Source organism: Phenylobacterium composti DSM 19425, assembly GCF_059568645.1.
In genome coordinates, this window is the sequence record NZ_JCANTT010000015.1 from 202,213 (window position 1) to 220,105 (window position 17,893).

Genomic DNA, 17,893 nt, shown 5'->3' on the forward strand with positions numbered 1-17,893 from the left:
AGGCTCGCTCAGAAGGCGACAGGGGTTCCGAAGCCGTCACGGCGGGCGGCGTCCGCCAGCCAGCGGGCCGCGGCCAGGTCCTGGACGATGCTGCCCAGGGACTTGTAGGCGGTGACGTCCTGCGGCGAGACCCGGCCCGGCAGGGTCCCGTCCAGCACCTCGCCGATCTCGCCCAGCAGATGGTCCGGGCCGATGCGGCCAGCTTCCAGGGCATAGAGGAACTCCGCCCCCTGCAGGCGCACGCCCTCGGCGTGGTCGGCGAAGAAGCGCGAGCGGGCGACCAGCTCCACATCCACCTCCGCAGGTCCGGCGCGGCTGGAGCCCACCAGATTCAGGTGCGTCCCCGGCGCGATCCACGCGCCCTGCAGGATCGGCTCGGCGGCGGCCGTGGTGGTGCAGACGATCTCCGCGCCCGCCACCGCCTCGCGGACAGAGGCGCAGGCCCGCACCGGCCGGTCGAGCTCGGCGGTCAGCCGCTCGGCGAACGCGCCCGCGCGCTCGGGCGAGCGGCCCCAGATGCGGATTTCCGACACCGGCCGCACCTGCAGCATGGCGTGGGCGTGGGTGTGGGCCTGCTCGCCATAGCCGAGGATGGCGAGCACCTTGGCGTCGGGGCGGGCCAGGACGTCGGTGGCCACGGCCGAGGCGGCGGCGGTGCGGACCGCGGTCACCTCCCCGGCGTGGACCAGGGCGGCCAGGGCCCCGCTCTGCGGATCGAACAGGGCCACGAAGCCCTGATGGGTCTGCTCCCCCCGCGCGCCGTTCTCGGGAAAGACGCTGATCAGCTTGGCGCCAAAGACCTCGCCGGGCCCCATGGATCCTGGCATCACCCCGAAGGCGCGGCCGGCGTCGAGGTCGATGATCTGCCGGGGCAGTTGCCGGGTCACGCCCCGGGAGAGGGCGATCATCGCCTCGCGCACCAGGGGGATGCACGCCGCGTAGCTGAGGCGGGCGCGGACCTCCTCGCGGCCGATGACGATCATGCGGCGGCCGCGGCGGCGGCGACCCGGCGGCGGAACCAGCGCACCAGGAGCCCCGCGTTCACCACCATGATGATGCCGTAGATGGTCGGGGTGATGGCCAGGGCCACGTCCTTCAGGATCGACAGCGACAGGAAGGTGGCCATGGTGGCGTTGTGGATGCCCACCTCGATGGCGATGGTCAGGCGGTCCTGCCGGACAAGGCCCAGGGCCGTGGCGAGGCCGAGGCCCAGGGCCATGCTGGCCACGTTCAGCACATAGGCGGCGGGACCGGCGCGCAGCACGTTCTGGACCACCAGCTCCAGGCTCACGAACACCGAGAAGCCGATCACCGCGATCAGCACCACCAGCGAAGCCGGGCGCAGCCACACCGTCGCCCGGTCGGCCCAGGCGGTGTTGAAGCGGCGCAGGGCCATGCCCGCCAGCACCGGGATGGCGGTCATCTCGCCCAGCTGCAGCATGGTCTTGGACGCCGACATCACCGGCGCCTCGCCGCCCTGGAAGTAGAAGCCCAGGGCCCAGCTCACCAGCAGCGGGATGGTGAAGACGGTGATCAAGCTGGAAAGCGAGGTCAGCACCACCGCCAGGGCGACATTGGCCTTGGCGGCGTAGGTGATGGCGTTGGAGGTGATGCCCCCGGGGCAGACCGCCAGGATGAAGAGGCCCATGGCCATCTCCGGCGGCAGGCGGAAGGCCCAGGCGAGGGCGAGGGCCAGCGGCGGCAGGCAGATCAGCTGGCCGAACAGGCCGCCGGCCACGGCCTTGGGGTTGCGAACCACCTCGCGGAAGTCGGCCACGGTCAGCGACAGCCCCATGCTGAACATGATGGCGGCCAGGCCGATGGGGACGATGACCGTGTTCACCAGGGTGACGATTTCAGGCGGCATAGGTCCTCAGGCTCCCCAGACGTCGCGGGCGTAGCGGACGAAGTTGCCGCCGAGGATCTTCTCGATCCGGGTGGTGGAATGGCCCCGGGCCTTCAGCCGGCCGGCGAGGTCGTAGAATTGGGTCGGGCCGCGCAGGTCCACGGCGAAGGGGAAGGTCTCCGGCCCCTCGCCCGGCGCGCCGATGCCCCGGGCCTTGCGGTCGGCCACCTCCTTGGCGAGGGCGGCCTTGTAGCCCTCCAGGTCGTCGATCTGGGTGATCGGCCCGTCGGTGCCGATGCCCACGTGGTCCTCGCCGCAGACGTTCACCGCATGCTCGATGTGGCGCACCACGTCCGCCGCCCGCACCTTCCCCTCGGGGTTCAGGAACGGCATGAAGTAGATGCCCACGAAGCCGCCCTTCTCGGCCACCAGCCGCAACTCCTCGTCGGTCTTGTTGCGCGGCAGGTCGATCAGCGCCCGGCAGCCAGTGTGATTGATGGAGATCGGCTGCTTCGAAGCCGCGATGGCGTCGAGGCAGGTCCGCTGGCCGCTGTGCGACAGGTCCACCATGATCCGGTTGGCGTTCAGCCGGTCCACCACCTCACGGCCCAGCGGCGTCAGGCCCCGGTTCTCGGGGGCCGTCGCCCCGTCGCCCAGGGGGTTCGCCGGGTTGTAGGTGAGCTGGACGATCCGCACGCCCAGGTCGCCGAAGACGTCGATCCGCTCGGGGTTGGTTCCCACCTGCACGGCGTTCTGGAAGCCATAGATCAGCCCGACCTTGCCCTCGCGCTTGGCCCGCAGGATGTCGGCGGCGGCATAGACCTTCAGCAGGTGGTCGGACTGCTCGCGGATCATCCGGTCGTACTGGGCGATGGAGGCGATGGTCACCTCATAGGGATCGCCCTCGCCGGCCACATAGCCGAGGGTGCAGTTGATGGCCGTGACGCCCGAGGCCTTCAGGTCGGCCAGGACCCGGTCGTCGAGGCGCAGGGGCTGGCGCACGCCCCGGGCCACCGAGCTTTCCCGGCCGTTCTCATCCACGTTCGGATTGTCGACGCCGCCCAGGGCGTTGACGATGACGGCGTCCTTCCAGGGCCGCGGATCGACCTTGGCCAGGGCGGGTGAAGTCTGGGCGGGCGAAGGCAGGGCGGGCGCCGCCAGGGCGGCTGCGCCCGTGGCCAGCAGCGCCCGGCGGTTGAACGCGCTCATCGGTCGGCTCCTTCGGCCTCGGTGATCGGCTGGTACTCGGTGCGCGGGAACACCCGCCCGCGCTTGACGGTGAAGGCGACGCTGCGCAGGGCGCGCACGTCCCTGGACGGGTCCTGCGAAACGAACACCAGATTGGCCAGCTTCCCCGGCTCCACCGTGCCCATCTCGGCCTCGCGGCCCAGGGTGCGGGCGCCCGTCAGGGTCGCGGCGCGGATCACCTGCAGGGGCGGCAGGCCGGCCCTGTCCTGCAGCAGCTCCAGCTCCTCGTGCAGCGAGGGCCAGGGATCGGTCCAAGGCGCCTCGCCGTCGGTGCCCGCCGAGATCTCCACCCCGCGGCGGAAGGCGAGGTTGGTCAGGCGGTAGGCCGTCGCCGCTGAGCAGCGGGGCGGACGGCCCTTGCGCGTCTTGGCGTAGGCCTTCTCGTGCTCCTCATAGACCCGCACCGTGGCGTCGAGGATGACGCCCCCGGCCTTCATCCGGTCGAACAGGCCGCCCATCACGGGATGGTCGCCCTCGCCCAGCCGCGCCTCGGCCGTGGGCGTCGGGTCCTGGTAGGTGGGCGGCATGGCGTCATTCAGCTCATAGGCCATCGGGCAGACGTGGGAGCTGACGTCCACCCCGGCTGCGATCACCTCCGAAGGGCTGGCCGGGAACACCGCCGAATGGGCCCACACCCGCACGCCCTGGCGGTGCGCCTCCTCGGTGATCTTCTTCACCAGCCGGCCGGGCAGGTTGGCGTAGATCTTGATCGCCGTGGCGTAGGTTCCCCGCGCCTGGGCCACGGCGAGCGGCATGTCGGTCTCGTCGGTGATCGCCTGCATCCACGGGACCTTGCCGGGGGTGTCGCCCTGGCTGACGGCGATAGTGCGGGGATCATCGAAGAAGCTCGGCCCCGCCATCAGGGCGGCGAAATAGACGTCCGGCGCCGGGATCTCGCCCACCCGCGCCCGGCGCTGCAGCTCGGCGATGGAGCGGGTGTCGTCGGCCATGTCGCGCACGGCGGTGATCCCCGCATAGAGCTGGCGGCGCATCAGCGCCTCGGCCTTGGCCGGCTCGGGCGGGGTGGCCATGTGGACGTGGCTGTCGATCAGGCCGGGCACGACATAGAGCCCCGCCGCATCCACGACCTCGGCCCCCGCCGGGGCGGCGAGGCCCGGCCCCACCGCCCGGATGACCGGCCCCTCCACCAGGATGCTGACGCCCGGCCTCGGGGCCGCGCCGGTCCCGTCGATCAGGGTCGCGCCGCGGTAGAGGACCACCTTGTCCTTCGGCGCCGAGCCCCTGTCTTCCGGCGCGCCCTGCGCCGCCGCCGCCCCCAGCGATGACGACGCGGCGACAATGGCCAAGGCCGCGACGATCCCCCCGATACGCATACCGCCCCCTCGAACTTCAGGGCCCCTTCATGGCCCAACAGGCGGGGTCCTGGGAAGGGCGCGACGCCCTGCCCCGCCCCCGAACCGGTTCTCCCGCCTCGCCCGCGGGTGTAGAAGCCGCCCATGAGCCAAGCCGCCGCCCTGCCGGACCGCATCGAGCCGGTCTCCTTCACCCTCGTCGACAAGGACTTCGAAACCTTCGTCCAGGCCCTGGGCGACAGCTTCCAGCGCTGGGGATTTGCGGTCCTCCAGGACCACGGCCTGCCGCAGGAGCGGGTGGACGCCGCCCTCGAGCAGACCAAGGCCTTCTTCGCCCTGCCGGAAGAGACCAAGCTCAAGTACAAGCTGCCGCTCATGGGCCAGCGGGGCTACACGCCCTTCGGCATCGAGACCGCCAAGGGCCACGCCCACTACGACCTCAAGGAATTCTGGCACGTGGGCCGCGACCTGCCCCCCGGCCATCGGTTCCGCGCCCACATGCCCGACAATGTCTGGCCCGACGCCGAACTGCCCGAGTTCCGGGCCAGGGTGAGCTGGCTCTACCAGGCCCTCGACCAGATGGGCCTCAAGGTGCTGGAGGCCATCGCCGTCTACCTCGGCCTCGACCGCCATTTCTTCGATCCGACGGTGGACTTCGGCAATTCGATCCTGCGCCTCCTGCACTATCCGCCGGTGCCCGAGGACGGGCCGCACATCCGCGCCGGCGCCCATGAGGACATCAACGTCATCACCCTGCTGCTCGGCGCCGAGGAGGCGGGCCTGGAGGTCAAGGACCACGACGGCCGCTGGATCCCGATCAACCCGCCGCCCGGGGCGCTGGTGATCAACATCGGCGACATGCTGCAGCGGCTGACCAACCACCGCCTGCCGTCCACCACCCACCGGGTGGTGAACCCGGCCCCCGAGCGTCGCGGCTTCCCGCGCTACTCGACGCCGTTCTTCCTGCACTTCAACGCGGACTATTCGATCCGCACCCTGCCCAACTGCATCGACGCCGAGCACCCGGACCGCTACCCGACGCCGATCACGGCCGACGAGTACCTCCAGGAGCGCCTGCGCGAGATCAAGCTGGCCTGATTGCGCAAACGGGGCCGCATGGCGCCATGCGGCCCCGCCTGCCCGCCGGGTTAGGTCACCACCCGCAGCGTTCGCCCTTGTTCTGCTGGGTCAGCCAGGCGTTCAGGGGCTTGAAGTAGTCGGCCACGGCGCTGGCGTCGGTGCGCGTCTCGCCGGTGAACACCGCCAGGGTCTGCGGCCAGGGCTGTGACTGGCCGAGCTCCATCATGGCGTTGAACTTCTTGCCCATTTCCTCCTGCCCATAGACCGAGCAACGGTGCAGCGGGCCCTTCCAGCCGGCCTGCTTGCAGGCGGCCCGGTGGAACTGGAACTGGTAGATGTGGGCCAGGAAGTAGCGGGTGTACGGCGTGTTCCCCGGCACGTGGTACTTGGCGCCCGGATCGAAGGCGTCGGCCGGACGCTCGCCCGGCGGCATCAGGCCCTGGTACTTGAGCCGCAGCTTCCACCAGTCGGAATTGTAGGCGTCGGGCGTGGTCTCGCCGGCGAACACCTGCCAGCGCCAGCGGTCGACCAGCAGGCCGAACGGCAGGAAGGCGATCTTGTCCAGGGCCATCTTCAGCAGGAAGGGAATGTCCTCCTGCTCGCCCGGAACCTTGTCCAGCAGGCCGATCTGCTGGAGGTAGGTCGGCGTCGAGGCCGACAGGGCGGCGAAATCGCCGATGGCCTCGTGGAAGCCGTCGTTGGCCGCGCCCCGGAACAGCACCGGCTGATCCTTGTAGGCCCGCTGGTAATAGTTGTGCCCCAGTTCGTGGTGGACGGTCTGGAAGTCCTCCGCGTTCACCTTGGTGCACATCTTGATGCGGATGTCGTCCTTGTCGTCGATGTCCCAGGCCGAGGCGTGACAGACGACTTCCCGGTCCCGCGGCCGGGTGATCAGCGAGCGCTCCCAGAAGGTCTGCGGCAGCGGCGAAAAGCCCAGGGACGAATAGAAGGCCTCGCCGGTCTTCACCATCTTCACCGGGTCGTAGCCGTTGTCCACCAGCAGCTTGTTGAGGTCGTAGCTGGAGGTCACGCCCTTGGGCTGGACGACGTCATAGATGTTGCCCCACTGCTGGGCCCACATATTGCCCAGGAGGTCGGCGCGGATCGGGCCGGTGCGCGGCTGCACGGCGTCGCCATAGCGCTCGTTGAGCCGGGCGCGCACATAGCAGTGCAGGTTCCGGTAGAACGGCTCCACCTGCTTCCACAGACGGTCGGTCTCGGCGGCGAAGGCGTCGGGATCCATGTCGTAGTTGGACCGCCACAGGGCGCCGGTGTCCTTGTAGCCCAGGCTCGCCGCCCCTTCGTTGGAGAGCTTGGCGAACTGGGCGTAGTCGGCCTTCATCTGCGGGGCGATGGAGTGCCAGCCCTCCCAGACCGCCTTCAGCTCGGCCGGATCGCGGCTTTCACGCAGCACGTCCTCGGCGTCGTTGAGGGTGATCTGCTTGCCCTTGTAGGCGAACTTGCCGGTCGAATAGATGCTGTCGAGCTTGGTCAGCAGGCTGGCCAGTTCGTCGGCCGCGCCCGGCCGGTCCGGGGCCGGCGAGACGATGTAGAGCTTGAGCAGCTTCAGCTTGCGGGCGGTGACCGGGTCCACCTCCACCCCGTCGAAGCGGGCGGCTTCCTTGGCCAGGCGCGTGGCGAGCTCGTTCTGCTCGGCGCTGGCCTTGGCCTCGAGCCACTGGGTGTCGGCGGTGATGAAGTTGGCGCGGACCCAGGCGGCCCGGGCGGCGAAGGCGTTGGCCTTCTCGAGCTGGGCCTCGGCCTCCTCGACGAAGGCCTTGGCCTGGGCGGCGGTGGGCCGGGCGGCGGTTGGCGCGGGAGCCGGACCCTGAGCCGGCCCCTGGGCTGGCCCCTGGGCGGCCGAGGGGTCCACGGCCGCGAGCGCGGCCGCCGCTGCGGCGGCCATCAGCATGGATTTCATTGACGGTATCCTGAGCGTTTCTGCATCGGCGTCTTCGCCGTTTGAGGCGAGACAAGCCGCCCGCGCCCGCGCCGTCAAGTTGAGCGGTCCGCCCTACTCGCTCGGCGGTATGCTCCGGAAGCGGTCCAGGGCCGTGGCCTGCTCGGTGCTGGAGACGGTCACGTTCAGGTCCGTCACCAGGCCGTTGGCGATGGAATAGACCCAGCCGTGGACGTTCAGCTCCTGGCCCCGGGCCCAGGCGTCCTGGACGAACACGTCCGAGGCCACGTTGCGCACCTGGCGGATCACGTTCAGCTCCACCAGCCGGTCCCAGCGGGCGCGGTCGTCCGGCAGGGCCTCCAGCTCGTGGCGGTGGTCGTGATGCACCTCGCGGATCGGGTGCAGCCAGTGATCGATGAGGCCCCGGCGCTTGCCGTCCACCGCCGCCGCCACGCCGCCGCAGCCGTAGTGGCCCACCACCAGGATGTGCTTGACCTTCAGCACGTCCACCGAGAACTGCAGCACGCTCAGGTAGTTGGCGTCCTGCGGCGGGGCCAGGTTGGCCACATTGCGGTGAACGAACAGCTCGCCCGGATCGAGGTCGACGATCTCGTTGGCCGGCACCCGGCTGTCGGAGCAGCCGATCCACAGATATTCGGGCGCCTGCTGACCCACCAGGCGCTTGAAGAAGCTGGGGTCCGCCGAGATCTTGCGCTCGGCCCAGCGGCGGTTGTTGGCAAGCAGGTCGCTCAGCATCAGGCTTTGACCGCGTCGGGCTGGTTGTCGGGATGGGCGGCGGCGAAGGCGGGGTGGCCGGCGGCGTGCTCGGCCACGGCCCGGATCGCCGGATAGGGGGCCAGGTCCACCGCATAGCGCTCGGCCGAATAGACCTGCGGGATCAGCAGGCAGTCCGCCAGGGTCGGTGTCTCCCCATAGGCGAAGCCGCGGCCGTACTCGGCCACCAGGGGCTCCAGGGCGCGGAAGCCGTCGTTGATCCAGCGCTGGGTCCAGGCGGCGCGCCCGGCGTCGTCCACGCCCAGGGCCGACAGCTGCTGCTGGATGCGCAGGTTGTTCAGCGGGTGGATGTCGCAGGCCACGATGGCGGCCATGGCCCGGACGCGCGCCCGGTCGAAGGCCGAGCCCGGCAGCAGCGGCGGCTCGGGATGGGTCTCCTCCAGCCACTCCAGGATGGCCAGGCTCTGGGTCAGCACCTGGCCCTCGCCGGTCTCCAGGGCCGGCACCAGCCCCTGGCGGTTGAGCCCCTTGTAGCCCTCGGCGTTCTGCTCGGCCTTGAGGAGATTCACGGGCGCATAATCGAAGGGCAGGCCCTTCAGGTTCAGGCCGATCCGCACCCGGTAGGGCGCGGTGGCCCGCCAGTAGCTGTGCAGGGTCAGGCTCATCCGGTCACCGTGAAGGCCAGGGCGCCGACGCCGTCGACCTCGCCCTCGACCCGGTCGCCGGGGACCAGCGGCCCGACGCCCTCGGGGGTGCCGGTGAAGATCAGGTCGCCGGGCGCCAGGGTCCACAGCTTGGAGGCCTCGGCGACGATCTCGGCGACGTTCCAGATCATGTCCGCCACCAGGCCGTCCTGCCGGACCTGGCCGTTCACCGACAGGGCGATGCGGCCCTGCGGCGGCGCGCCGGTCCAGCGGCGGATGGCCGAGATCGGGGCGCTGGCGTCGAAGCCCTTGGCGGCGTCCCAGGGGCGACCGCCTTCCTTGGCCTCGGCCTGCAGGTCGCGGCGGGTCAGGTCGACGCCCACGGCGTAGCCGAACACCAGGTCCAGGGCCGCCTCGGGGGCCACGTCTGCGCCGCCCCGGCCAATGGCCACCACCAGCTCGATCTCGTGGTGCAGGTTGGCGGTGCGCGGCGGATAGGCCGGATCGCGCCCGGGCGGGACCACGGCGTCGGCCGGCTTGGTGAAGAAGAAGGGCGGCTTGCGGTCGTCCCCGCCCATTTCGCGGCGGTGGGCGGCGTAGTTCTGGCCCACGCAGAAGATCCGGCGCACGGGAAAGGCCGCGGCCTCCCCTTCGACCGGGACAGCGGGGATAGAAGCGGGAGGAAACACGAAGTCGGCCATGCCTCGGCTTTAGGCCTCCGCCACGCCGAAGTGAACCCCACGCAGGGGAAGCGGCCTGGGACGAGGTCCGCGACTGGGCCGCAGACCTCGTCCTGGAGTGGGGTCGCATGATCCGGGCGATATCCGTCGGCCGCCGGACCGGCCCCCGCGACATGGCCGCGGGCCTCCGTGGGGGATGACTAGGACATGGCCTCGACCGCGCCGAGGCGACGCCTTGTCTCAGGGCCCGACTGCCGCGCGTCAGGAAGCCGCGAGAAGCCCGGCCACGGCGGCGGCCACCTCGGTCACATCATAGGGCTTGCGGATCACCGGGGCGTCGAACCCGCCGGGCGGGCCGCCGGATTCGGCATAGCCGGTGGCGAAGACGAAGGGGATGCCGCGCCGGGCCAGGGCTTCGGCCACCGGGATCGCCGACCTGCCGTTGAGATTGGCGTCCAGCACCGCCGCGTCGATGGGCCGGTTCAGCAGGGCCATGGCCTCTTCCAGCTCGTAGGCCGGGCCGAGCACCTCGGCGCCTGCTTCGGAGAGCCCGGTCTCCAGCTCCAGCGCCAGCAGCACGGCGTCCTCCACGATCAGCACCCTCGCCCCCTTCAGGCTGGCGGGCCCCGCCGAGGCGGCCACCGTCTCCACCACCCGGGCCGGCGCGTCGGGCAGGGTGTCGGGACGCGGCGCTATGGCCTGTGGGCCGGCGCGCAGGCGCACCCGCACCCCCGCCGGGGGGAATTCAATACTGGCCTCGCCGTTCAGCTCCCGGCCGGTGACCTGCTCCAGCAGGGTCGAGCCAAATCCGTGGCGGGTCGGCGGGGCGACGCTGGGCCCGCCGCTTTCGATCCAGGTGAGTTCGAAGCCGCCGTCCGAGGTGAGCCGCCAGCGCACGTCCACCTGGCCGGCTTCGGTGGAGAGGGCCCCGAACTTCACCGCATTGGCCGCCAGCTCGTGCAGGGCCAGGGACAGGGCGTTGGCCGCCCGCGGGGTCAGGAACACCTCCGGCCCCTCGAGCCGCGTCTGGGCCGGCGCAATGGCCTTGAGCACGGCGGTCGCCAGGTGCTCCACGGCGGCCCCGCGCCAGCGGGCGGCGGTCAGCAGCTCGTTGGCCGAGGCCAAAGCCTTCAGCCGGCCGCTGAAATTGGCGAGAAAGGCCTGCAGGGAGGTGGTCCCCCGGGCCGTCTGCACCGCCAGGGACTGGACGGTGGCCAGCACGTTCTTCACCCGGTGGTCCAGCTCGCTCATCAGCTCGTTGCGCTGGTCCTCCTCCAGGCGGCGGGCGGTGACGTCCTGGACGATGCCGGTGACGGTGCGCGCCCGGCCGTCCGGCCCGCGGGTGATGATCCCGGCCGAGCGGATGCACCGCACCCGCCCGTCGTCGGGACGGATGTGCCGGAACTCCACCTCGAAGCGGTCGCGCGACGCAAGGTCCGTGGCCCGCTGGGCCGCCAGGCCCGGCACGTCGTCGGGATGGACGAAGGCGTCCATCACGCTGCCGCCCTGGGCCGGCCACTCGCCCGGCTCCAGGCCGAGGATGACCCCCATGCGCTCGCTGACGATGAACACGTCCCGGACGAGGTCCAATTCAAATTCGCCCAGGCCCGCGGCCTGCAGCGCGAGGTCCAGGCGTCGTCTGTCCGGGGGCGGAGCCTCGGGGCGCGTCATGCGCAAAGCATAGGCACAGGTTCGCGGACGCGCGAACGGTTTCGCGGCCCTATGCACAGCAAGTCGGCCTGCCTTTGCGTCGCGGCGCGGGCGGCCTATCTTGGCGGCGACACTCAAGCTCTCCGGAGCGCCCGCAGGAGGTTCCCCCCATGGCCAAGGCCAACGAGCTCACGCCCGACGAAACCGCCGCCAACGACGCCGTCGCCCGCGAGAGCGCGCGCCTCGCCGCCGAGGCCCAGCGGATGCTCACCGAGGCCGCCCGGCAGATCGAGGTCGCCGTCCAGCAGGGCCTGGAGCAGCTCCGCGCCCAGACCCGGGTGGCCGCCGACGCCGCCGGGGTGCAGATCGAGGAGGCCGGCGAGTACGTCAGCGAACAGGTCCGCGCCCGCCCGCTCGCGGCGACGGGCCTCGCCCTCGGCGTGGGCGTGGCCATCGGCCTGCTGCTGGCCCAGGCCGGCTCGCGCCGTTGAACCTGCGTCGCCTGTTCGCCCTGGCCGTCGCCGGGGCCACGGTGATCGCCGCGGTGCTGGTGTGCATCGTGGCCGCCGCCTTCGCGCTGTATGCGGTGGCCCGGGTCTGGCTGGGGCCGGCGGGAGCGGCGGCCGTGGTCGCCGTGGCCTTCGCCGCCGTGGCCGCCGGGGTGGCCGCCTTCGTCACCCGCAAGGTCCCGCCGCCCGAGCCCGCGGACGAGACCGGCCTCGTGGAGCGGCTGATCGAACTGGCCAAGGCCCGGCCGCTGGTGGCCGCCGGGGCCGCGGCCGCCGTGGTGGCCGTGCTGGTGCGCAATCCCAGCGTGCTCACGGCCATCATCAGCGCCTTCCTGGCCGGCAACGCCGCGGGCAAGCCCGAGGCCAAATAGCCTAGTCGCCCCGCCGCGCCCGCCGGTCCAGCGACCAGGTGCGGTAGGGCTCGTAGCGCGAGCCGGTCCAGGCCTGGGCGATCACCCGGAAGCAGTCCTCCCGGACCTCCACGATGTTGAAGCCGGGGGGGACGCCCCGCTCGCGCACCGACAGGGTGCCCGCCCCCACCGCATAGGTGCGCCCGTCGCCGTAGGGATAGGGCCAGGTAAAGGGCGCGTGGATATGGCCCGAGAGCACCAGGTCCACCCGCGCCCGGGCGAACAGCTCCGCCGCCTGCCGCCCGCCCCAGACGCGGGCGGTCATGGGCCCGCCGATCATCTCGATCAGCGGATGATGGACCACCACGATGCGCACGTCCTCGGGGGGCTGGGTGTCGAACCAGTCGGCCGCAGCCTGGGCCTGCCGGACCGAGATCTGGCCCTTGGACCAGTTGAGCCTGGGCTGCGCGCCCCGGGCGGTGTTCACCCCGCGCACCGCAAAGCCGCCGCCCGAAAAGGTCTGGACGGGCGCAGGGCCGATCCAGCGCTCGAACCGGCGGAACGGGGCGAAGATGCGCTCGCCCCAGGCCAGGTACGGGGCGTCATGATTGCCAGGGGTGACCAGCCGCCGCTCGGGCAGGGCGTCGAGCCAGGCCCGGGCCTTGCGGAACTCGGCCGTCTCGCCAAAGCGGGTGAGGTCCCCGGAGATCACCACCAGGTCGAAGGCCTCGCGCTCCAGCCACTCGGCGGCGGCCGCGGCCGCAGCCTCGTTCTCACCGCCGAAATGGATGTCCGAGAGGTGGGCCAGACGGATGGTCACGGCCCTCAGACATCCTTGGGGATCGCCAGCACCCGGGCCACCCTGGGCGTGTAGCGGATCTCGGTGGCCGGCTTCAGCCGCACCGACTCGCCGTCGAGCACCGCCGGGACGCCTTGCGTCGACCACACCTTGGCCAGCCGGCACCGGCGGCTCTCCACCGAGGGGTCATCGCGCCAGTCGCGGACCAGGGCGTTGACCCCCAGGCGCACCACGTCGGCCACGCCGGTGACGTCCAGCACCGCCGCCTCCAGAACCTGCTCCTCGTCGGTGAGGGCCCGCGAGGTGCTGGGGCACATGAACACCAGGGCCTCGGCCTTCTCCCGGGCGGCGCCGTCCAGGCTGTAGCGGAGCCGACCGCTGAACGCCTGCCGCAGGGCGCGCCGGGCGCGGATCCAGGCGAGCTTGCGCCGTCCGAAGCGGGCGGCCTCCCGGGCCGGGGCCCAGAGGGCGGGCGAGCCCAGGATGGCGGCCACCATGAACCGGTGTCCCTCCACCTCTCCGCCACCGATGGCGCGGACCTCGCCCTCCGCCAGGGCGACCGTCAGGGCGTCCTGCCATGAGCGCACGCCGAAGACCGCATGCGGCAGCATGTTCATGGTCCCGCCCGGCAGCGGGGCCAGCAGCGGACCGTCCGGCCCGCAGAGTTCGGCCGCCGCCCGGGCGGTGCCGTCGCCGGCCAGCACCACCAGCAGGTCGGGTCCGGCGTCCACGGCCCGTCGCAGGCAGTCGGTGAGGTCCTGGGTTTCGGGCGCGCAGACGTTCGCGCTCACCCCGAAGTCGGCGAAGATCTTGGCGATCTCCTCGGGCGCGTCCGCGCCCACGCTGCCCGAGGCGACATTGGCCACCACCTCGACCCGCCGGATCTTGTCGAGCGCCCCCATGTCGTCGGATCAGCCCGCGGGCCGGGTGGCGGGATCGCCGTCCGTCGCCCGGTCGAGAGCGCGGCTGGCGTCGCCCGCCGCGCCGCGCACCACCGGCTCGGCCCGTTCCGCCGCCGTGGAGAGGTTCTGGTCCACCACCTGCCCGGCGCCGCCGAACGAACCGTTCACGACGGCGAGCGCCACCAGCGCCACGCCGATCAGGGCGGCGATCACCAGCAGGGTCATCAGCACCGGATGGCGCCGGCGGGCGGCGCGGGCGTCCTGGCGGCCCAGTTCATAGGCCTCGCGCAGGTCGGCCCGGTCGTCCGCGTCCCGGCGGACGCGGTCATCGTCGATGGAGCGTGCAACCACGATCAAGCCTCCTTGGCCTCGTCCCCGGAGGCTCCCGAAGGCGCCCCGGCGTTCGGCGATGCAACGGGGCGACACCCCCTTGGTTCCGCTTGCGGCGCGCGGAACTGTGAAGCTTAGGATGCGTTTGGACGGTCTAGGGGGACACGGAAGGAGAGCCTAGGAATGCTCAAGCCTATTATCGCCCTCGCGGGCGCCGGCCTGCTGGCTGCAGCCTGCACCACCACCGGCAATACGGAAGGCAACGCCATCGGCGGCGCCGCCATCGGCGCCCTCACGGGCGCGGCCATCGGCGCGGTGTCGGGGGACGTGGGCGTCGGCACGGGCGCCGCCGTCGGCGCCGGCGTCGGCGCGGTGGCCGGCGCGGTCAAGGGTTGCCGTGAAGATGGCGGCTGCGGGGCCTCGTCGCCCAATCGTCGCCAGTACTACGACGAGCGTGCTGGCCGGTATTACTACTACGATCCCGGCACGGGCCGGTATTACTGGGAGAACGGCGCGCCCCGCTGACGGGCTGATCCGCCAGACAATGGATGGCGAGGGCGGTCGGGGCATCCGGCCGCCCTTTTCCATGTGGCCGATTTGAAGGATCCCAAAAGGAGGGGCCGATGAAGACCAAGGCCGGGCTGCTGATCATGGCCGGCGTCGCTGTGGCGCTGGCGGGCTGCCAGACGGTGCGCGACGCCCGCGATCGCTGGGTGAAGGCGCCGCCGCGCTGCGAGGACCAGACGGTCCATATCTATTTCGAGCCGGACCAGGCCGAGGTCACCCCCGAGGGCCGCAGCGTCATCGCCGCCGCCGCCGGCCAGTCCCGCGGCTGCATCGTCGAGCGGGTGAGCGTGGTGGGCCTGTCCGACGCCACCGGCAATGCGGCGGCGAATCTCGAGCTTTCCAAGCGGCGGGCCCAGTCGGTGACCGCCGCCCTGGTCTCCGCCCAGCTGCCGGCCGCCGAATTCCGGGTGTCGGCGGCGGGCCAGGAGGGCGCAGTGACCGCCGATGGCCGCACGGCGCCGCTCCGCCGCCGGGCCGACGTCACCCTGCACATGAAGCGCTGAACCGCCTTCCCCGGCGGCGTAAAGAAAGAGGGCGGACCGTGAGGTCCGCCCGAGTGTGCATCATCGAGAAAAGGGGTGCGGAGACGGCAGACTGGCATGCTCGCCAGTCTCAAGTCGGGGGGGGCGTCGCCGCCTCCGCATGATGATAAACACAGGACCGCGCCAAGCGTTCCGGGCCGTTCCGACTTTTTTCCGACATTTTCCCCGCCCGCGGCCCAGCCCCCCGGCGCGAGGCGGAAACCCTCGCAGGATCAGTTGTTTGGCCAAGCTGAGCCGCATGGGCGGAACAGGGCTTCGGACCTGCGCGTTTCTGGGTCGGACGAAAGGCTCCGGCCATGCGCAGCTCCTTCGCCGACCACCGGGGCGTCCGGCTCGTCCGGAGCCCGAACGCGCGCCAGCAGTCCGCCCGCCGGCGCTGGATGGCGCTGGCCGGCATGGCGGCGCTGGCCCTGGTCAGCGCGGCGATCGGGCTGCTCACCGCCGGCGGCGTCCCCGAAGGCCCGGCCACCGGGCCCTTCAGCTATTTTCCGTATCAGTGAGGAGACCTCCATGGCGCTTTCCACGCGCGAGACTTCCAGGCCGGCCATCGGCGCCACCCGGGTCCGGCAGGGCCGCTCGGGCCGCCATGTTCTCCTGGTGCTGGGCTTCGGCCTGCTGCTGGTGATCCTGGGCTTCGTCATCGCCTATCTGTCCCAGAGCGACGGGCTCAACCGCGCCAACGTCAACGACGGCCCGTCAGACCGCGCCGCCGTGTTCAACGCCCCCGAGCCCGCCCCCATCAACTCGGCGGTCCAGGGCAACGACGCCCCCGACAACCTGGCCCCCGCCGGCGGCCCGCGCCCGAACCCCTCCACGCCGCAATAGCCGCGACCGGACGCGGACATGAAAAAAGGGCGCCGCTCCGGGCCGGAGCGGCGCCCTCTCTTCGTCTGGGCCGTCAGAGCTTCGTCAGGCGGCCTGGCGGTTCGTCTTGCGGGGATGGAAGAACAGGGCCTGGCCGATGGCCGCCTTCACCGTCTCCGGCTGGAACGGCTTGGTGATCAGGAAGGTGGGCTCGGGCCGCTCGCCGGTGAGCAGCCTCTCGGGGAAGGCGGTGATGAAGATCACCGGCACGTCGAACCGCTGCAGAATGTCCTTCACCGCATCGATGCCAGAGCTGCCATCGGCGAGCTGGATGTCGGCCAGCACCAGCCCGGGGGTCTTGCGGGCGACGGCGTCCACCGCCTCGGTGCGGGTGGCGGCGATGTCCACCACCGTGTGGCCAAGCTCCTTCACCAGGGCCTCGATGTCGGCGGCGATCACCGGCTCGTCCTCGATGATCAGCACGTCGGTGGCCAGCTCGGCGTCGATCTCGGCCTGAGCCTCGGCGATCAGCCGCTCCACCTCGCTGAAGTCCGCGTCGAGGATCTGGGCCGCCTCCGAGGGCGTGAAGCCCTCCAGGGCGGTGAGCAGGAAGGCCTGGCGCGAGCGCGGGGCGATCCGCATCAGCCGGCGGGTGGTGTCGTCGGCCGAGGCGTCCTCCTCCTCCGGCGCCTCGAGCTGCGCGCCCGAGGTGCACCAGATGGCGTGGAACACGTGATAGAGCGCCACGCGCGGGGTCATGTCGGCTTCGAGCACCCGTTCACCGGCCGCCAGGGCCTCAAGAGCGACCCGCACATAATGATCGCCGGTGGACTGGTCGCCCGTGAGCGCGCGGGCGTAGCGGCGCACGTAAGGAAGATGCGGCGCCAGTCGGGCTAGAAGACTCAAATTGACCCCTCCCGTTTTCAACGGATCGATAGCGACAGCCATCAGCGGGGGCTGCGCCCCTGACGCCGCGCCCCGACCTTGGCCGGATGATGATGCGAAAACGCCGGCCTTGGGAACCGGTTCCCTTGATGGCCGGTTTTCCGCATCTTGTGCGGGCGCCCCCTATACCCCGCGTTACACCCCGCGCTCCGGCCGGGAACCTGGCCCGGGAACCTAAAGGTGAGTTGAGACGTTGGACGGCGACAAGGAACCAGCGAGGGGGCGGCCACCGCGTGAGCGGAACGCCGACGACATGATAGAACAGCGTCCGTCACCGGAACGAACCCGGCCGTCCGCGGCCCTGGACGAAGCCCGCCTGCGTCAGCAGGCGATCGGCGTGCGCCTGCGCCAGATGTTCGATGAGGTCGTCAACGAGCAGGTTCCAGAGGAATTCCTCGAAATCCTGCGCAAGGCCGACGAACGTGGCGCGGGGAACGACTGATGGGCGCGGCTTCGAATATCCCCCGCACCGAGGCGGACGACAACGCGTTCAAGCGTGAACTGGTCCAGCTGATTCCTCACCTGCGCGCCTTCGCCCGCACCCTGTGCGGCGATCCGGCGGCGGCCGACGATCTGGCGCAGGACGCCATGATGAAGGCGTGGGACGCCCGGGCGAGCTTCCAGATGGGCACCAACATGAAGGCCTGGACCTTCATGATCCTGCGCAACCAGTTCTATTCCGAAAAGCGCCGCTCCTGGCGCCAGAGCCAGCTCGACCAGGAGGCCGCCGAGCGGACCCTGGTGGCCGTGGACGATCCCGAGGCGCCCGTCGCCCTGGACGAGCTGCGGCAGGGCCTGGCCATGCTGCCGCCCGAGCAGCGCGAAGCCCTGATCTTGGTGGGAGCCGGCGGCTTCGCCTACGAGGAGGCGGCCGAAATCTGCGGCTGCGCCGTCGGCACGGTGAAGAGCCGCGTCAGCCGCGCCCGTCGCGCGCTCCACGCCATCCTCGACGAGGGCGCGTATGACCGGGACGGCGCTTCGGCCGGCGACGCCATGCGCTCTATTCTGGCGGATGCGGAGCGGCTAAGCACCGTCCGATAAGGACGGAC

General features: G+C 71.3%; 22 protein-coding genes. 9 read left to right on the forward strand and 13 right to left on the reverse strand.

Annotated elements, in window-relative coordinates; translation table 11 throughout:
- Positions 1-8 precede the first annotated feature (8 nt).
- From BO64_RS11315 to BO64_RS11330, 4 genes are read right to left on the reverse strand one after another with little or no spacing between them, the layout of a single operon-like run.
- The gene (locus BO64_RS11315) at positions 9-983 is read right to left on the reverse strand and encodes an ornithine cyclodeaminase family protein (protein ID WP_496403399.1); all 975 of its coding nucleotides are present in this window, start codon (positions 981-983) and stop codon (positions 9-11) included.
- The gene (locus BO64_RS11320; RefSeq protein WP_496403400.1) at positions 980-1,867 is read right to left on the reverse strand and encodes a bile acid:sodium symporter family protein; all 888 of its coding nucleotides are present in this window, start codon (positions 1,865-1,867) and stop codon (positions 980-982) included. Before BO64_RS11320 ends, BO64_RS11315 begins: the two co-directional genes overlap by 4 nt.
- Before the next feature lie 6 nt (positions 1,868-1,873).
- Positions 1,874-3,055, reverse strand: coding sequence for a dipeptidase (locus BO64_RS11325; protein ID WP_496403401.1), 1,182 nt, complete (start codon positions 3,053-3,055; stop codon positions 1,874-1,876).
- Positions 3,052-4,428 (reverse strand): amidohydrolase family protein, encoded by a 1,377-nt coding sequence (locus BO64_RS11330; RefSeq protein WP_496403402.1) that lies wholly within the window; start codon positions 4,426-4,428, stop codon positions 3,052-3,054. Before BO64_RS11330 ends, BO64_RS11325 begins: the two co-directional genes overlap by 4 nt.
- A 123-nt stretch (positions 4,429-4,551) precedes the next feature.
- On the opposite strand from BO64_RS11330, the gene BO64_RS11335 reads away from it, so the two are divergent.
- On the forward strand, positions 4,552-5,505 hold the full coding sequence (locus BO64_RS11335) for an isopenicillin N synthase family dioxygenase (protein ID WP_496403403.1): 954 nt from the start codon (positions 4,552-4,554) through the stop codon (positions 5,503-5,505).
- Between the two features lie 55 nt (positions 5,506-5,560).
- Here BO64_RS11335 and BO64_RS11340 read toward each other — a convergent pair whose 3' ends face one another.
- The 5 genes from BO64_RS11340 to BO64_RS11360 all read right to left on the reverse strand — a co-directional run bounded on the left by BO64_RS11340 (position 5,561) and on the right by BO64_RS11360 (position 11,117).
- Complete coding sequence (locus BO64_RS11340; protein WP_496403404.1) at positions 5,561-7,408, reverse strand: M2 family metallopeptidase; 1,848 nt, start codon at positions 7,406-7,408, stop codon at positions 5,561-5,563.
- A 93-nt stretch (positions 7,409-7,501) separates the two neighbouring features.
- Positions 7,502-8,143: a carbonic anhydrase gene (locus BO64_RS11345; RefSeq protein WP_496403405.1), complete on the reverse strand. Its 642-nt coding sequence runs from the start codon at positions 8,141-8,143 to the stop codon at positions 7,502-7,504.
- On the reverse strand, positions 8,143-8,787 hold the full coding sequence (gene maiA / locus BO64_RS11350; RefSeq protein ID WP_496403406.1) for a maleylacetoacetate isomerase: 645 nt from the start codon (positions 8,785-8,787) through the stop codon (positions 8,143-8,145). The genes BO64_RS11345 and maiA overlap by 1 nt, the downstream gene beginning before the upstream one ends.
- A complete protein-coding gene (locus BO64_RS11355) occupies positions 8,784-9,467 on the reverse strand; it encodes a fumarylacetoacetate hydrolase family protein (protein WP_496403407.1) in 684 nt (227 codons plus the stop codon). Before BO64_RS11355 ends, maiA begins: the two co-directional genes overlap by 4 nt.
- A 240-nt stretch (positions 9,468-9,707) precedes the next feature.
- A complete protein-coding gene (locus BO64_RS11360) occupies positions 9,708-11,117 on the reverse strand; it encodes an HWE histidine kinase domain-containing protein (protein ID WP_496403408.1) in 1,410 nt (469 codons plus the stop codon).
- 149 nt (positions 11,118-11,266) lie between these two features.
- Here BO64_RS11360 and BO64_RS11365 point away from each other — a divergent pair, with 149 nt between their 5' ends.
- Together BO64_RS11365 and BO64_RS11370 are read left to right on the forward strand one after the other, a co-directional pair.
- Positions 11,267-11,587, forward strand: coding sequence for a glycine zipper domain-containing protein (locus tag BO64_RS11365; RefSeq protein WP_496403409.1), 321 nt, complete (start codon positions 11,267-11,269; stop codon positions 11,585-11,587).
- Complete coding sequence (locus BO64_RS11370) at positions 11,584-11,976, forward strand: hypothetical protein (protein ID WP_496403410.1); 393 nt, start codon at positions 11,584-11,586, stop codon at positions 11,974-11,976. Before BO64_RS11365 ends, BO64_RS11370 begins: the two co-directional genes overlap by 4 nt.
- 1 nt (position 11,977) lies before the next feature.
- Here BO64_RS11370 and BO64_RS11375 read toward each other — a convergent pair whose 3' ends face one another.
- Genes BO64_RS11375 through BO64_RS11385 form a run of 3 tightly spaced genes read right to left on the reverse strand, consistent with a single transcriptional unit; the run spans position 11,978 to position 14,013 of the window.
- A complete protein-coding gene (locus BO64_RS11375; RefSeq protein ID WP_496403411.1) occupies positions 11,978-12,775 on the reverse strand; it encodes a metallophosphoesterase family protein in 798 nt (265 codons plus the stop codon).
- A gap of 5 nt (positions 12,776-12,780) precedes the next feature.
- Positions 12,781-13,656, reverse strand: coding sequence for a diacylglycerol/lipid kinase family protein (locus BO64_RS11380; protein WP_496403412.1), 876 nt, complete (start codon positions 13,654-13,656; stop codon positions 12,781-12,783).
- Positions 13,657-13,665: 9 nt separating this feature from the next.
- Complete coding sequence (locus BO64_RS11385) at positions 13,666-14,013, reverse strand: hypothetical protein (RefSeq protein WP_496403413.1); 348 nt, start codon at positions 14,011-14,013, stop codon at positions 13,666-13,668.
- Between the two features lie 156 nt (positions 14,014-14,169).
- Between BO64_RS11385 and BO64_RS11390 the strand changes: the two genes are divergently transcribed.
- The 4 genes from BO64_RS11390 (at position 14,170) to BO64_RS11405 (ending at position 15,920) form a co-directional block, all read left to right on the forward strand.
- The gene (locus BO64_RS11390) at positions 14,170-14,511 is read left to right on the forward strand and encodes a YMGG-like glycine zipper-containing protein (RefSeq protein WP_496403414.1); all 342 of its coding nucleotides are present in this window, start codon (positions 14,170-14,172) and stop codon (positions 14,509-14,511) included.
- A 98-nt stretch (positions 14,512-14,609) separates the two neighbouring features.
- Positions 14,610-15,056 carry an OmpA family protein gene (locus tag BO64_RS11395; protein ID WP_496403415.1) on the forward strand — a complete coding sequence of 149 codons (447 nt, stop codon included), beginning with the start codon at positions 14,610-14,612 and terminating at the stop codon, positions 15,054-15,056.
- 335 nt (positions 15,057-15,391) lie between these two features.
- The gene (locus BO64_RS11400) at positions 15,392-15,595 is read left to right on the forward strand and encodes a hypothetical protein (protein WP_496403416.1); all 204 of its coding nucleotides are present in this window, start codon (positions 15,392-15,394) and stop codon (positions 15,593-15,595) included.
- A 10-nt stretch (positions 15,596-15,605) separates the two neighbouring features.
- A complete protein-coding gene (locus tag BO64_RS11405; RefSeq protein WP_496403417.1) occupies positions 15,606-15,920 on the forward strand; it encodes a hypothetical protein in 315 nt (104 codons plus the stop codon).
- 84 nt (positions 15,921-16,004) lie between these two features.
- Here the strand turns inward: BO64_RS11405 and phyR are convergent, their stop codons facing one another.
- Positions 16,005-16,805, reverse strand: coding sequence for an anti-anti sigma factor/receiver protein PhyR (gene phyR / locus BO64_RS11410; RefSeq protein ID WP_496403418.1), 801 nt, complete (start codon positions 16,803-16,805; stop codon positions 16,005-16,007).
- 232 nt (positions 16,806-17,037) lie between these two features.
- Between phyR and nepR the strand changes: the two genes are divergently transcribed.
- Entirely contained in the window at positions 17,038-17,286 is a 249-nt protein-coding gene (gene nepR / locus BO64_RS11415; RefSeq protein ID WP_496403419.1) for an anti-sigma T factor NepR, read from the forward strand.
- Positions 17,286-17,885, forward strand: coding sequence for a sigma-70 family RNA polymerase sigma factor (locus BO64_RS11420; protein WP_496403420.1), 600 nt, complete (start codon positions 17,286-17,288; stop codon positions 17,883-17,885). The genes nepR and BO64_RS11420 overlap by 1 nt, the downstream gene beginning before the upstream one ends.
- Positions 17,886-17,893 lie beyond the last annotated feature (8 nt).